Origin of the sequence: Curtobacterium sp. SORGH_AS_0776, assembly GCF_031453355.1 — a bacterium.
In the GTDB taxonomy this organism is placed as follows: Bacteria; Actinomycetota; Actinomycetes; order Actinomycetales; family Microbacteriaceae; genus Curtobacterium.
Window position 1 is genome coordinate 2,705,115 of the sequence record NZ_JAVIYU010000001.1, and the last position, 13,595, is coordinate 2,718,709.

The 13,595-nt window shown below is 70.3% G+C and carries 13 protein-coding genes; 11 read left to right on the plus strand and 2 right to left on the minus strand.

The window, feature by feature from the left end:
* Positions 1–4 precede the first annotated feature (4 nt).
* Both pdxS and pdxT read left to right on the plus strand, forming a co-directional pair.
* Positions 5–925, plus strand: coding sequence for a pyridoxal 5'-phosphate synthase lyase subunit PdxS (gene pdxS, locus QE359_RS13355; RefSeq protein ID WP_070418967.1), 921 nt, complete (start codon positions 5–7; stop codon positions 923–925).
* The gene (gene pdxT, locus QE359_RS13360) at positions 919–1,515 is read left to right on the plus strand and encodes a pyridoxal 5'-phosphate synthase glutaminase subunit PdxT (protein ID WP_070418968.1); all 597 of its coding nucleotides are present in this window, start codon (positions 919–921) and stop codon (positions 1,513–1,515) included. Before pdxS ends, pdxT begins: the two co-directional genes overlap by 7 nt.
* On the opposite strand, the gene QE359_RS13365 is transcribed toward pdxT, so the two are convergent.
* Entirely contained in the window at positions 1,433–3,001 is a 1,569-nt protein-coding gene (locus QE359_RS13365) for a tetratricopeptide repeat protein (protein ID WP_309779567.1), read from the minus strand. The two genes, pdxT and QE359_RS13365, sit on opposite strands and share 83 nt — an antisense overlap.
* A complete protein-coding gene (locus QE359_RS13370) occupies positions 3,001–4,269 on the minus strand; it encodes an AAA family ATPase (RefSeq protein ID WP_309779568.1) in 1,269 nt (422 codons plus the stop codon). The genes QE359_RS13365 and QE359_RS13370 overlap by 1 nt, the downstream gene beginning before the upstream one ends.
* A gap of 132 nt (positions 4,270–4,401) precedes the next feature.
* Between QE359_RS13370 and QE359_RS13375 the strand changes: the two genes are divergently transcribed.
* The 9 genes from QE359_RS13375 to QE359_RS13415 all read left to right on the plus strand — a co-directional run bounded on the left by QE359_RS13375 (position 4,402) and on the right by QE359_RS13415 (position 13,577).
* On the plus strand, positions 4,402–5,166 hold the full coding sequence (locus QE359_RS13375; RefSeq protein ID WP_070418971.1) for a YebC/PmpR family DNA-binding transcriptional regulator: 765 nt from the start codon (positions 4,402–4,404) through the stop codon (positions 5,164–5,166).
* Between the two features lie 7 nt (positions 5,167–5,173).
* A complete protein-coding gene (gene ruvC, locus QE359_RS13380; protein ID WP_175475696.1) occupies positions 5,174–5,821 on the plus strand; it encodes a crossover junction endodeoxyribonuclease RuvC in 648 nt (215 codons plus the stop codon).
* On the plus strand, positions 5,818–6,435 hold the full coding sequence (ruvA, locus tag QE359_RS13385; protein ID WP_070418973.1) for a Holliday junction branch migration protein RuvA: 618 nt from the start codon (positions 5,818–5,820) through the stop codon (positions 6,433–6,435). The genes ruvC and ruvA overlap by 4 nt, the downstream gene beginning before the upstream one ends.
* The gene (ruvB, locus tag QE359_RS13390; protein ID WP_071294678.1) at positions 6,432–7,469 is read left to right on the plus strand and encodes a Holliday junction branch migration DNA helicase RuvB; all 1,038 of its coding nucleotides are present in this window, start codon (positions 6,432–6,434) and stop codon (positions 7,467–7,469) included. Before ruvA ends, ruvB begins: the two co-directional genes overlap by 4 nt.
* Before the next feature lie 95 nt (positions 7,470–7,564).
* Positions 7,565–7,972, plus strand: coding sequence for a preprotein translocase subunit YajC (yajC, locus tag QE359_RS13395; RefSeq protein ID WP_070418975.1), 408 nt, complete (start codon positions 7,565–7,567; stop codon positions 7,970–7,972).
* A gap of 87 nt (positions 7,973–8,059) precedes the next feature.
* The gene (gene secD, locus QE359_RS13400) at positions 8,060–9,811 is read left to right on the plus strand and encodes a protein translocase subunit SecD (RefSeq protein WP_309779571.1); all 1,752 of its coding nucleotides are present in this window, start codon (positions 8,060–8,062) and stop codon (positions 9,809–9,811) included.
* Positions 9,811–10,812 (plus strand): protein translocase subunit SecF, encoded by a 1,002-nt coding sequence (gene secF, locus QE359_RS13405; protein WP_070418977.1) that lies wholly within the window; start codon positions 9,811–9,813, stop codon positions 10,810–10,812. Before secD ends, secF begins: the two co-directional genes overlap by 1 nt.
* Entirely contained in the window at positions 10,812–11,159 is a 348-nt protein-coding gene (locus QE359_RS13410; RefSeq protein WP_092387135.1) for a rhodanese-like domain-containing protein, read from the plus strand. The genes secF and QE359_RS13410 overlap by 1 nt, the downstream gene beginning before the upstream one ends.
* Positions 11,160–11,216: 57 nt before the next feature.
* Positions 11,217–13,577, plus strand: a complete 2,361-nt coding sequence (locus QE359_RS13415; protein WP_229085942.1) for a bifunctional (p)ppGpp synthetase/guanosine-3',5'-bis(diphosphate) 3'-pyrophosphohydrolase — start codon at positions 11,217–11,219, stop codon at positions 13,575–13,577.
* Positions 13,578–13,595: the final 18 nt, after the last annotated feature.

A 13,595-nucleotide genomic window follows, 5' to 3' on the forward strand; every position in this document is an offset into this window, starting at 1 on the left:
CATCATGAGCGACAGCAGCAGCACCACGAGCACCCCCGGCACCTCGATCACCGGCTCGGACCGCGTCAAGCGCGGCCTCGCCGAGATGCTCAAGGGCGGCGTGATCATGGACGTCGTCGACGCCGAGCAGGCCCGCATCGCGGAAGAGGCCGGCGCGACCGCCGTCATGGCCCTCGAGCGCGTCCCCGCCGACATCCGCGCGCAGGGTGGCGTCGCCCGCATGTCCGACCCGTCCATGATCGAGGAGATCATCGCGAGCGTGTCGATCCCCGTCATGGCGAAGGCCCGCATCGGCCACTTCGTCGAGGCGCAGGTGCTGCAGGAGCTCGGCGTCGACTACATCGACGAGTCCGAGGTGCTGTCGCCGGCCGACTACGTCAACCACATCGACAAGTGGAACTTCACCACCCCCTTCGTCTGCGGTGCGACCAACCTGGGCGAGGCGCTCCGTCGCATCACCGAGGGCGCGGCCATGATCCGCTCCAAGGGCGAGGCCGGCACGGGTGACGTGTCCGAGGCCACCAAGCACATCCGCACGATCAACAAGGAGATCGCGGCGCTGCGCCACCTCAAGGAAGACGAACTCTACGTCGCCGCGAAGGACCTGCAGGCCCCGTTCGACATCGTGAAGGAGGTCGCGCAGACCGGCAAGCTCCCCGTGGTGCTCTTCACCGCCGGTGGCGTCGCGACCCCGGCCGACGCCGCGATGATGATGCAGCTCGGCGCGGACGGCGTGTTCGTCGGCTCCGGCATCTTCAAGTCCGGCGACCCGGCGAAGCGTGCCGCCGCGATCGTCAAGGCCACGACCTTCCACGACGACCCCAAGGTCATCGCCGAGGTCTCCCGCGGTCTGGGCGAGGCGATGGTCGGCATCAACGTCGCCGACGTCCCCGCACCGCACCGTCTCGCCGAGCGCGGCTGGTGAGCGCCCGGCCCCGCATCGGGGTCCTCGCGCTGCAGGGCGACTTCCGTGAGCACATCGCGTCGCTGACGGAACTCGGTGCCGACGTGGTGCCGCTCCGTCGCCCGGAGGAGATCGGCGCCCTCGACGGCGTCGTCATCCCGGGCGGGGAGTCCAGCGTCATGGACAAGCTGGCGCGTGCCTTCGGCGTGGCCGAGCCGCTGTCCGAGGCGATCCGTGGCGGGCTGCCGACGTACGGCACCTGCGCGGGCATGATCATGCTCTCCTCGCGCATCGCCGCCGGCATCCCCGGGCAGCAGACGCTCGACGTGCTCGACACGACGGTGCGCCGCAACGCCTTCGGCAGCCAGAACGACTCGTTCGAGATCGACATCCCGATGCCGGCCCTCGGCGAGGCCCCGGTGCACGCGGTGTTCATCCGCGCGCCCGTGGTGGAGCAGCACGGCCCCGGGGTCGACGTCCTCGGCGCGCTCCCCGACGGGCAGGTCGTCGCGGTCCAGCAGGGCGCCGTCATCGCGAGTGCGTTCCACCCCGAGGTCGCCGGCGAGGACCGCTTCCACCGGCGCTTCCTCGACCTCGTCCGCGCCGCCTGACGCCGACCGGCCGGTCGCTCGACGGGGTCAGGCCACGCCGGCGGCGACCAGCACCTGCACCACGACGGCCCGGACGGCGAACACGCCGAACCCGAGGGCGATCACCGCGTACACGACGAGCCGAGCGCGCCGCGGCCGGCCCACCGCACGCAGGATTTCCGCCGCGCTCTGCAGCACGAACACCCGTGTGGCAAGGAGCAGCGGGACGGCGGCCACGGCCCACGTCCCCGTGGTCGGTGCCGCCAGCGCGACGATGCCCCAGGTCACGAGCGCGGCGAAGCCGGCGATGTACGCACCACCGCGGTCGTTCTCCTCCTTTGCGACGCCGTCCGCGGTCGGCGACGAGCCCGTCCCACAGCCCGGACCGCACCTGACGACGGCGTTGCACGATCGTGGTGACGTCCTGCGCAGCGGACTGCAGCAGCAGCGCGACGGCGAGCACGGTGACGATGGTCGTGTACCCGTCGCCGGCGGGTGGGACGATGCCGGCGAGCAGGAGCACCGCTCCGGCGGCACCGGCGATCCAGGTGAGTGCGGCGACGCCGAGCACGACCGGCACGAGCGGCACCCGCCGCATCGTCCGGAGGAGCAGTCCGCGCGGGAACTTCGCGAACGAGTGCACCTCCACGAAGCAGACCCAGAGCGCCGCGATGCCGGTCAGGGTCCACCCGAGCGTCTTCGTCACGACGTTCGCACCGCCCCCGGCAGCGATGTGGGCGCCGAGCACCGTCACGACGAGGGACCAGGCGACGACGCCGACCGGCACGGACACGAGGCTCCAGAGCCCGTCGTCCACACGCCGGCGGGCCTCCCACGACGTCGGGTGCTGCGCGAGGACCCGAGCGGACTGCGCGACCCGCTCGGACAGCTGCAGGACCGACCCGGCCGCGAGCATCACCCACTCGTCGTTCGGGTCGAGCTCGAGTGCTCGGTCCATGGCCTCGCGAGCCCGTGGCGCGAGGGCCGCGTCGGTCCACGAGAGGGCGCGGTAGCACTGCGCCGCGTCGGCGAACAGCCGGGCGTCGTGGGGTGCGAGCTCGAGCGCGCGCTCGAGGGCTGCCGCGGACCGGGCGACGTCCGCCGTCGGCCACGCGGCTTCCTCCGCTGCGGACCGCTTCGCGTGCGACCAGCGTGTGTGTGCGAACGCCCACAGCAGGTGCGCGGTCGCCCAGTCCGGCCGGCGCTCGCGCAGTTCCTCGGCCGCGGCCTTCGCCGCCTGGCGCTCGTTCGCGTCGAGCATCGCGTTCACCCGGGCGGACAGTGCGGTGGCGTTGTCGGGGTCGAGCGCGAGGGCGCGCTCGACGGCGGTGCGACTGGCGGCGTGGTCGTGGCGTGCACGTTCCGCCCGTGCGAGCGTCGCCCACAGCCGGGGGTCGTCCGGTGTGCTCGCGACGGCGGCGGTGAGGACGGCCCGCGCGTCGTCCGGGCGCTTGAAGCCCAGGAGCGCGTCGGCGCGCTCGACCACGACGTCGACCGCGTCGGCCATCAGAGCTGCTTCTCCTCGCGGAGCCACTCGACCATGTCGTCGTACTCGCCGCTGGCGTTGGAGTACTCCGCGACGTTGCGGGCGGTCTGCACCCAGGGGCCGATCGACGGCTTGACCTCCTTGAGGGCGGCGCGCATGTCGTCCATCCGCATCGGCCGCACCGACCCGGTCCGGATCGACTCCGTCATCGCCTTCTCCGCCGCGGTGGTCACGAGGTGCTCCAGGTCGGCGCCTGAGAACCCCTTCGTACGACGGACGAGGTCGCCGAGGTCGATGCCCTCGATCGGCCGTCGGCGGAGGTGGACACGGAGGATCGCCTCGCGGGCGTCGTCGTCCGGCGGACGGACGAGGACCATCCGGTCGAAGCGTCCCGGTCGCTTCAGCGCGGCGTCGACCTCCCACGGGTGGTTCGTGGCCGCGAGGACGTAGACGCCGTCGTTCTGCGAGTCGACCCCGTCCATCTCGACGAGGATCTGGTTGACGACGTTCCGGAACGACGAGAACGTGTTCCCGCTCCGCTTCGCGCCGATCGCGTCCATCTCGTCGAAGAACAGCACGGCCGGCGCGTGCTCGCGGGCCGTGCGGAACACCCGGTGGATGTTCTTCTCGCTCTCGCCGATGAACCGGTCGAGCACGTCGCTGAGCGTGACGGAGACGAAGTGCGCCCCGAGCTCGCCGGCGATCGCGCGGGCGAGGAACGTCTTGCCGCAGCCGGGCGGACCGTACAGCAGCAGGCCGCCGCGGAGCTTCTTGCCGAACGCGGCCGCGATCTCGGGGTGCGCCATCGGCTGCAGGAACGACTCGTCGATCCGCCGCTTCACGACCTCGAGCCCGCCGACGTCGGCGAGCCGGACGGTCTCGCGCCGCAGCTCCGCCACCGGGTCGGCGTCCTCGGCGGTCTCGGCAGCCTCGGTCACGAGCTCCTCGTCGTGCTCGGTCACGACCCGCTCGACGAACGGCGGCTCGGTCGGGTTCGCGATCGACGCCTCGAGCTCGGACCAGTCGATGTCCTCGTGCCGGTCGCTCGGTGCCGGTGTCGGCGGCGCGACCGCCGGCTCCGGCGGCTCCGATGCCGCGAGGGCCGCGCGCCGGACGACCGCCGTCGCCGCCTCGTCCTCCGGCGCCTCGCGGAGCACGACGCTCGCCTGCTCGATCGCCTCGCCGTACCGGCCGGCGTCGGCGAGCAGCTCGGCGTAGCGGACCCGGAGGGTCCGGTCGTCGGGGAGCGCCTGGACGGCGGCCTCCAGTGCGGACAGCGGATCGGTCATGCGTTCCCCCTGGTCGTCCCGGTGCTGCGCCCCATCGTACGTGCGTCGACGGGCCCGCCCGCGAGGCGGGGCCGCACCGTCCCTCCAGGCCGCTAAGCTGGACGGGACTTTCCGCAAGACGCAAGGAGCACCGTGTCCGGGCATTCCAAGTGGGCAACGACCAAGCACAAGAAGGCCGTCATCGACCAGCGACGTGCCAAGTCGTTCGCGAAGCTCATCAAGAACATCGAGGTCGCCGCCAAGATGGGCGGCGCCGACCTCTCCGGCAACCCGACCCTCGTCGACGCCGTCCAGAAGGCCAAGAAGACCTCGGTCCCCAACGACAACATCGACCGCGCCATCAAGCGCGGTGCCGGCCTGACCGGTGAGACGATCGAGTACACGACGATCATGTACGAGGGCTACGGCCCGAACGGCGTCGCGATGCTCATCGAGTGCCTCACGGACAACAAGAACCGTGCCGCTGCCGAGGTCCGCACCGCGATGTCGCGGAACGGCGGGACCATGGCCGACCCGGGCAGCGTCGCCTACAACTTCTCCCGCAAGGGCGTCATCTCCGTCACCAAGACCGACGGCCTCGACGAGGACACCGTCATGACGGCGGTGCTGGACGCCGGCGTCGAGGACGTCATCGACCAGGGCGGCGGCTTCGAGGTCATCACCGAAGCGACCGACCTCGTCGCGGCCCGCACCGCGCTGCAGGACGCCGGGATCGACTACGACTCCGCCGACGCCGAGTTCGTCCCCGGCCTCAAGGTGCCGGTCGACGCCGACACGGCGCGCAAGGTGTTCCGCCTGATCGACGCGCTCGAGGACAGCGACGACGTGCAGAACGTCTACTCGAACTTCGACATCCCCGCGGACGTCCAGGCCGAGCTCGACGAGGACGAGGACTAGCCCGATGCTGCGCGTGCTCGGGGTCGACCCCGGGCTCACGCGGTGCGGCGTCGGCATCGTCGAGGTCGCATCGAACCGCCGCGCCCGGCTCGTCCACGTGACGGTCGTGCGCACCCCGGCGGACATGGCGCTCGAGCAGCGGCTGCTCCGCATCGCCGACGGCATCGCCGCCGAGATCGACGAGCACCGTCCCGACGCCGTCGCGGTCGAGCGGGTGTTCGCGCAGGCGAACGTCCGGACGGTCATGGGCACGGCGCAGGCCGCCGGCCTCGCGCTGCACGCCGCGGCGGCACGGGGGCTGCCGGTCGGGCTGCACACCCCGTCCGAGGTGAAGGCCGCCGTGACCGGGTACGGCAACGCGGACAAGCGCCAGGTGCAGACGATGATCGCGCGCGTGCTCGGCCTCGACGAGGCCCCCAAGCCCGCCGACGCCGCGGACGCGCTCGCCCTGGCCGTGTGCCACGCCTGGAGGCTCGGGTCACCCGACACGGTCGGCACGCGTGCCACGAACCTCACCCCGGCACAGCGCGCGTGGCGGGACGCACAGGGCGGCACGGTCGACTCGCCGCTGGCACGCGCCGCGGCCGCGGCCGCCGGTCGCTCGCAGCGTGGCTCGTCGGCATCGTCGGTGGCCGGCCGTAGGCTCGGGGCATGATCGCGAGTCTCCGGGGCACCTGCATCGACATCGCCGGCTCCGGCGTGGTGATCGAGGTCGGGGGAGTGGGCTACGCGGTCACGGTGACCCCGGCGCACGCGCTGACGATGCGCCACGGGTCCGAGGTCTTCGTCCGGACCGCGATGATCGTGCGCGAGGACGAGCACCTCCTCTTCGGCTTCGAGTCCACCGACGCGCTCCAGGTGTTCGACCTCCTCCGCAGCGTGTCCGGCGTCGGCCCGAAGTCGGCGATGGGCGTCCTCGCCCACATGGACCCGGCCCAGGTCGCGAACGCCGTCGCGCACGATGACGACGGCGCCTTCCGCAAGGTCTCCGGCATCGGCCCGAAGACCGCCAAGCTCATCATCGTCGCCCTCTCCGGCAAGCTCGCCGCGTTCGAGCAGGTCCCCGTCGTGGCGGCCCGCGGCGGCACCGCGCACCCGGCCGCGACCGACGTCGTCGCCGCCCTCGTCGGCCTCGGCTGGCGCGAGGACGCGGCGCAGCGTGCGGTCGACGAGACCATCGCGTCCGAGCCGGGCGTCGCCTCGATGGGCACCCAGGCACTGCTCCGCGCCGCCCTCGGGGCGCTCCGCCCCGCCGGTGCCGGCCGGTGAGCGGGATCACCGCCGCGGGCGCCGAGTCACAAGAGGAACTCGCGTTCGAGGGGGCCCTCCGCCCGAAGTCCCTCGACGAGTTCGTCGGGCAGCGGAAGGTCCGGGGGCAGCTCGACCTGCTCCTCAAGGCGGCGGCACTGCAGGACCGGACGCCCGACCACATCCTGATGGCCGGCCCTCCCGGACTCGGCAAGACGACCCTCGCGATGATCGTCGCGCACGAGTCCGGTCGCCCCCTGCGGATGTCGAGCGGCCCGGCGATCCAGCACGCCGGTGACCTCGCCGCGGTGCTGTCGTCCCTCGTCCCCGGCGAGGTCCTGTTCATCGACGAGATCCACCGGATGGCCCGCTCGGCAGAGGAGATGCTCTACCTCGCGATGGAGGACTTCCGCATCGACGTGATGGTCGGCAAGGGGGCCGGCGCCACGAGCATCCCGCTCGACCTCGCGCCGTTCACCCTCGTCGGCGCCACCACCCGTGCCGGCCTCCTGCCGAACCCGCTGCGCGACCGCTTCGGGTTCACCGCCCACCTCGAGTTCTACGAGAAGGACGAGCTCGAGCAGGTCCTCATCCGGGCGGCGCACCTGCTCGAACTCGACATCGACCGGTCCGCCCTGCGCGAGATCGCCGGGCGCTCCCGGGGCACACCGCGCATCGCGAACCGCCTGCTCCGACGTGTCCGCGACTACGCCCTCGTGCACCGCACCACCGACGGCATGGCCGCCGTGCAGGGCGCCCTCGACCTCTACGACGTCGACGAACTCGGACTCGACCGTCTCGACCGCGCCGTGGTCGAGACGATGCTGACGCGCTTCGACGGCGGTCCCGTCGGCCTGAACACCCTCGCGGTGTCCGTCGGGGAAGAGTCCGAGACCATCGAGTCGGTCGTCGAACCGTTCCTCGTCCGGGTCGGCCTCGTCACCCGCAGCCCCCGCGGCCGGATCGCCACCCCGCAGGCCTGGCGGCACTTCGACATGACACCCGGGCAGACCGGCCTCGCACAGCCCGGGCTGTTCGACGACGACGCCGACTGACGTCCCCGTCCGCGGTCTCGGTGACATGCCACGCACAGACGTGTGCCCTAGACTGCTACGGCCCGAAACCGAGCAACCAGAGAAGGCAACGCATCATGGGTCAAGAAGTCATCCTCATCGTCATCGTCGTGGCGTTCGCGGCCTTCATGTTCTACAACAGCCGGAAGCGCAAGAAGCAGCAGGGCGAGCTCGCCACCAAGATGGTGCCGGGCGCGAAGGTCATGCTGTCCTTCGGTCTGTACGGCACGCTCCTGTCGGTCGACGACGAGAAGGTCACGGCCGACGTCGAGATCGCACCCGGAACGGTCGTCACCGTCCACCGCCAGACCCTGTCGCGTGTCGTCGACGACACCGCGTCGGACATCACCACCACGGCCACGCCCGAGGACGAGCCGGCAGCGCCGAAGCCCGTCGCCGAGCTCAACGGGGAGCCGATCTACGGCGAGCGTGTCGAGTCCACGGACGCCGACACCGACGCTGCGAAGCGCAAGACCGAAGACTGACTCCTCGGCCGCCGGGTCCACCGACCCGGCGGCGACACCTGCCGCCGGTCAACCGCCGTCGGTCCTGACAGAAAGACGAGACGACCGGTGGCACGATCGACACCCGTCAAGAAGGCGATCCGCTCGCTGACCTGGTTGGTGATCCTCATGGCGGTCCTCGCGGGGTTGAACACCGCCGCGTCGGTCCTCGCCGGGAACACCAAGGACGACAGCGGCAAGTGGTTCGAAGGGGCCAGCTGGGTCCCGGAACTCGCCCTCGACCTCCAGGGCGGCACGCAGCTGACGCTCGCGGCGCAGAACACCGAGGGCGGCTCGGTGACGAGCCAGCAGCTCAACCAGGCCGTGAACATCATCCGGCAGCGCATCAACGCGACCGGTGTCTCGGAATCGCAGATCAACACCCAGGGGACGAACAACATCGTCGTCTCCATCCCGGGCAAGCCGGACAAGGCGACGATCGACCGCATCGAGGCGGCCGCGAAGCTCACCTTCCGCCCGGTCCTCTACACCGAGGCGGCGACCAACACCGCGGTGGGCGGCAGCAACGGTTCGTCCGCGTCGCCGACGCCGTACACGCCCCCGGCCTCGCTGCAGGCGACCCCGAGCACGAAGCCGACGAACGGAAGCGACCTGTCCCAGGTCACGCCGGCGCTGCAGGACCTGTACACGAACTACAACTGCAACGCGCCGGACGACGTCACGACGGCGCCGGACGACGAGCCCCTCGTCACCTGTGACCAGGACGGTACCGCGAAGTACATCCTCGGCCCGGTCGAGGTGTCCGGCTCGGGCATCAGCAACGCCACCTCCGGCCTCGCGACCGACTCGCAGGGCACGTCGACCGGCCAGTGGGCCGTCAACCTGACGTTCAAGGGCAAGAGCTCGGACGACTTCCGAGACGTCACCAGCCGGCTCGTCAAGCTGCAGCCGCCGCAGAACCAGTTCGCGATCGTCCTCGACGGTTCCGTCATCACGGCCCCGGCGTCGAACGCGGCCATCACGAACGGCAAGGCGCAGATCACCGGCTCGTTCACGGCCGACTCCGCGAAGACCCTCGCCGACCAGTTGAAGTACGGCGCGCTGCCGATCAACTTCCAGGTCCAGTCGAACGAGAACATCTCCGCGACCCTCGGTACCGCGCAGCTCGTCGGTGGCCTCGTGGCGGGTCTGATCGGTCTGATCCTGGTCATCATCTACTCGGTCATCCAGTACCGGGCGCTCGCGTTCGTCACGGTCCTCTCGCTCGGTGTGGCCGCGGCGCTGACGTACCTCGTGATCGCGATCATGTCCTGGCGCGTCGACTACCGCCTGTCGTTGGCGGGCGTGGCGGGTCTGATCGTCGCGATCGGCATCACGGCGGACTCGTTCATCGTGTACTTCGAGCGCATCAGGGACGAACTCCGTGACGGCCGAGGCCTCGAGAGCGCCGTCGAGGCCGGCTGGAAGCGTGCACTGCGCACGATCCTGGCGTCCGACTCGATCAACTTCCTCGCCGCCGTGGTGCTCTACATCCTCGCGGTGAGCGACGTGAAGGGCTTCGCGTTCACGCTGCTCCTCACCACCCTGATCGACGTCGTCGTGGTCGTGATGTTCACGCACCCGATGATGCAGCTCATCGCCCGCAGCCGCTTCTTCGGCGAGGGACACCGGTTCAGCGGGCTCGATCCCGCGGCCCTCGGTGCCGTCTACCGCGGTCGCGCGCAGTTCCGCGCGCCGGTCGTCGACGGCAGGCGTCAGCGCAGCGCCGGTGAGGCGCAGCGCCGACAGACGATCGCAGAGCGGAAGGCCGCGCAGGCCTCCGGCGAGAACGGCACGACGCCGGACGGGAAGGACGACTGATGGCCAGCTTCAGCCAGTTCGGCAGCGACCTCTACACGGGGAAGCGCTCGTACGACATCGTCGGCCGCCGCAAGACCTGGTACGTCATCGCGATCATCGCGATCGTGGTCTCGCTCGCGGTCCCGTGGCTGCGTGGCGGGTACCAGCTCGGCATCGAGTTCACCGGCGGGTCCGAGTTCACGCTCTCCGACGTGAAGACGCTCGACCAGAACCTCGCCACCGAGACCGTCGAGTCGATCGTCCCCGACGGCGTCCCGCGTGTCTCGCAGCTCGGGACGCACGGCATCCGCGTGCAGACCGGCCAGCTCACCGACCGTGAGACATCCGAGGTCCAGGACGCCCTGGCGAAGGCCTACGACGTCCCGGACAGCCAGGTCGCCGCGACCTTCATCGGTGCGACCTGGGGTGCCGACGTGCTCAACCAGGCGATCCGCGGCCTCGTGATCTTCCTCGCCCTCGCGGCGGTGTTCATGGCGCTGTACTTCCGCACGTGGAAGATGTCGGTGTCCGCGATGGTGGCGCTCCTCCACGATCTCCTCATCACGGCGGGCGTGTACGGCATCGTCGGGCTCGAGGTCACGCCCGCGGCGGTGATCGGCTTCCTGACCATCCTCGGCTACTCGCTGTACGACACCGTCGTGGTGTTCGACAAGGTCCGCGAGAACACGAGCCAGGAGTCCCACCGCACCTTCGTGCAGTCGGTGAACCTCGCGGTGAACCAGACGCTCGTGCGGTCGATCAACACCTCGGTCGTCGCTCTGCTGCCGGTCGGCGCGATCCTCTTCATCGGGTCGTACATCCTCGGTGCCGGAACGCTCCGCGACATCTCGCTCGCGCTGTTCATCGGCATCATCGTCGGCACCTACTCGACGATCTTCATCGCGTCGCCGATGTACGCGCACCTGCGAGAGAACGAGCCGAAGATCAAGCAGGCCGACGCCAAGAAGCAGGCCGCTGCCGCCAAGCGTCAGCGCGAGGTCGACGCGACGGCGGGCGTCTGATGCCGGCGGAGATCGTCGACATCGACGTCGCCGAGGCCCGTCGGCGGATCGACGCCGGTGCGCGCCTCTTCGACGTGCGCGAACAGGGGGAGTGGGACGAGGTCCACGCTCCCGAGGCGACCCTCGTGCCGATGTCCGAGTTGGTCGCCCGGTGGAAGGAGATCGACGGCGGCGACGAGCCCGCGATCATCGTCTGCCACTCGGGCGGACGCTCCGCACGGGTCGTGGCGGCGCTCGAGCAGTCCGGTGTCCCCGCGGTGAACCTCGTCGGCGGCATGGTCGCGTGGGAGCAGTCGGGCGCCCCCGTGGTGCGCGACGCCCAGGGCGAACCGCGTCACGAGCACTGACCGGACACGCGTAGTCTTGTCGGATCGAGCTCGGACGGGCATCCCGGGAGGCGCAGCATGACGGACACGCGTGAGTCCACGCCGCAAGACGCCTCTGCGCCGCGGGCAGGGCAGGACACCGGCTCCGCGAGCCGCCCCGGTTCCGCACCCCGGCCGACGAGTCCGCTCGGGCCGAACACGACCGGCAACCTCGGTTCGCTCCGGTCGCTGCTGCCGCGGCTGTTCTCGCGCGCCCAGCCCGCCGGTGCCGTCGACACCCTGATCCGCACCGTCCGGTCGCACCACCCCAAGGCCGACGTGACGCTCATCGAGCGCGCCTACTCGGTCGCGGAACGCGCGCACGACGGGCAGAAGCGCAAGTCGGGCGAGCCCTACATCACGCACCCGGTCGCGGTGGCGCAGATCCTCGCCGACCTCGGGATCGGGCCGATCACCATCGCCGCGGCGCTCCTGCACGACACCGTCGAGGACACCGACTACCAGCTCGACCAGCTGCGCGAGGACTTCGGCGACGAGATCGCCATGCTCGTCGACGGCGTCACGAAGCTCGATAAGGTCAAGTACGGCGACAGCGCCCAGGCCGAGACCGTCCGCAAGATGGTCATCGCGATGTCGAAGGACATCCGCGTCCTGGTCATCAAGCTCGCCGACCGGCTGCACAACGCCCGCACGTGGGGCTTCGTCGAGTCGACCTCCGCCACGCGCAAGGCGAAGGAGACCCTCGAGATCTACGCGCCGCTCGCGCACCGGCTCGGCATCCAGATGATCAAGCTGGAGCTCGAGGACCTCTCGTTCGCGGTGCTCCACCCCAAGCTGTACGTCGAGATCGACAGCCTGGTGAAGGAACGCCAGCCGAAGCGCGAGCAGTTCGTCCAGAACGTCATCGGCACGCTCAAGAAGGACCTCAAGGCCGCCAAGGTCCGCGGCGAGGTCATGGGCCGGCCGAAGCAGTACTACTCGATCTACCAGAAGATGATCGTCCGCGGGCGCGAGTTCGACGAGATCTACGACCTGGTCGGCATCCGTGTCCTCGTCCCGACCGTGCGCGACTGCTACGCGATGCTCGGTTCCGTGCACGCGCGGTGGACGCCGCTGCCGGGTCGGTTCAAGGACTACATCGCGACGCCGAAGTTCAACCTGTACCAGTCGCTGCACACCACCGTCCTGGGTCCGCAGGGCCGTGCGGTCGAGATCCAGATCCGCACGCACGAGATGCACCAGCGGGCCGAGTTCGGTGTCGCCGCCCACTGGAAGTACAAGCAGCGCGCGGCCGGCCGTGACGTAGACTCCTCGTCGGCGACCGACCAGGACATGGCGTGGCTGGCGCACATCACCGACTGGCAGGCCGAGACGAGCGACCCGGGGGAGTTCCTCGACTCGCTCCGGTACGAGATCGGTGCGAAGGAGACCTACGTCTTCACGCCCCAGGGCAAGGTCATCGGGCTGCCGTCCGGTGCGACCCCCGTCGACTTCGCGTACGCCGTGCACACCGAGATCGGCCACCGCACGATGGGCGCCAAGGTCAACGGGCGTCTCGTGCCCCTCGAGAGTGCCCTGTCGAGCGGCGACGTCGTCGAGATCTTCACCTCGAAGAACCCCGACTCCGGCCCCAGCCAGGACTGGCTCACCTTCGTCCGGAGCCCACGCGCCCGGAACAAGATCAAGCAGTGGTTCACCAAGGAACGCCGCGAAGAGGCGATCGAGCAGGGCCGCGACGCGATCGCGCGGGCGATGCGGAAGCAGAACCTGCCGCTCCAGCGCATCATGAGCCAGGACTCGATCTCCGAGGTCGCGTCGTCCATGCGCTACGACGACATCTCGGCGCTGTACGCGGCCGTCGGCGAGGGGCACGTCTCCACGCAGTCGGTGATCGAGAAGGTCCTCGGGAACGTCCAGACCGAGACCGAGACGGAAGAGCCGGAGCTCAGCTTCCCCCGCCAGGTCACGAGCCGGCAGCTGCGCAACAGCGACAGCGGCGTCCTCGTGCGTGGCGCGCCGGACATCCTCGTCAAGCTCGCGAAGTGCTGCACGCCGGTCCCGGGCGACCAGATCGTCGGGTTCATCACCCGTGGCCAGGGCGTCTCGGTGCACCAGGCCTCGTGCACGAACGTCAAGTCGCTCATGAACGAGCCCGACCGGATGATCGAGGTCGAGTGGGCGCCGTCCTCGAAGTCGGTGTTCCTCGTGCAGATCCAGATCGAGGCGCTCGATCGGTCGGGGCTCCTCAGCGACGTGACCCGGGTGCTGACGGACCACCACGTGAACATCCTGTCCGCGACGGTCTCGACGTCCTCCGACCGGCTCGCGCTGAGCCGCTTCGTGTTCGAGATGGGCGACACGACCCACCTCGACCGTGTGCTCAACGCCGTGCGACGGATCGACGCGGTCTACGACGTCTACCGGGTCAGCGCGGGCTGACCCGAGACCCGGTCGACC